Raw genomic sequence first — 215 nt, 5'->3', positions numbered from 1 at the left:
GGTTATGAGCCGTCTGCTCTAACCAGCTGAGCTAAAGGTCCTTATGGTAGCGGCGGAGGGGATCGAACCCCCGACCTCACGGGTATGAACCGTACGCTCTAGCCAGCTGAGCTACACCGCCATAAGTAATATAAAAATAAGTGGAGCCTAGCGGGATCGAACCGCTGACCTCCTGCGTGCAAGGCAGGCGCTCTCCCAGCTGAGCTAAGGCCCCA

General features: G+C 57.2%; 2 tRNA genes. Both read right to left on the bottom strand.

The features are described 5' to 3' along the window. Positions 1 to 44: 44 nt before the first annotated feature. A tRNA-Met gene (locus tag JDS92_RS30630) sits at positions 45 to 121 on the bottom strand. Between the two features lie 20 nt (positions 122 to 141). Further along, positions 142 to 214, bottom strand: a tRNA-Ala gene (locus tag JDS92_RS30625). Between the last annotated feature and the right edge of the window lies 1 nt (position 215).

It is taken from the genome of Bacillus cereus group sp. N12 (assembly GCF_016483575.1).
GTDB classification, from domain to species: Bacteria; Bacillota; Bacilli; order Bacillales; family Bacillaceae_G; genus Bacillus_A; species Bacillus_A toyonensis.
Note: the sequence above shows the minus strand (reverse complement) of the source record. Positions and strands in the feature narration are given on the sequence as shown.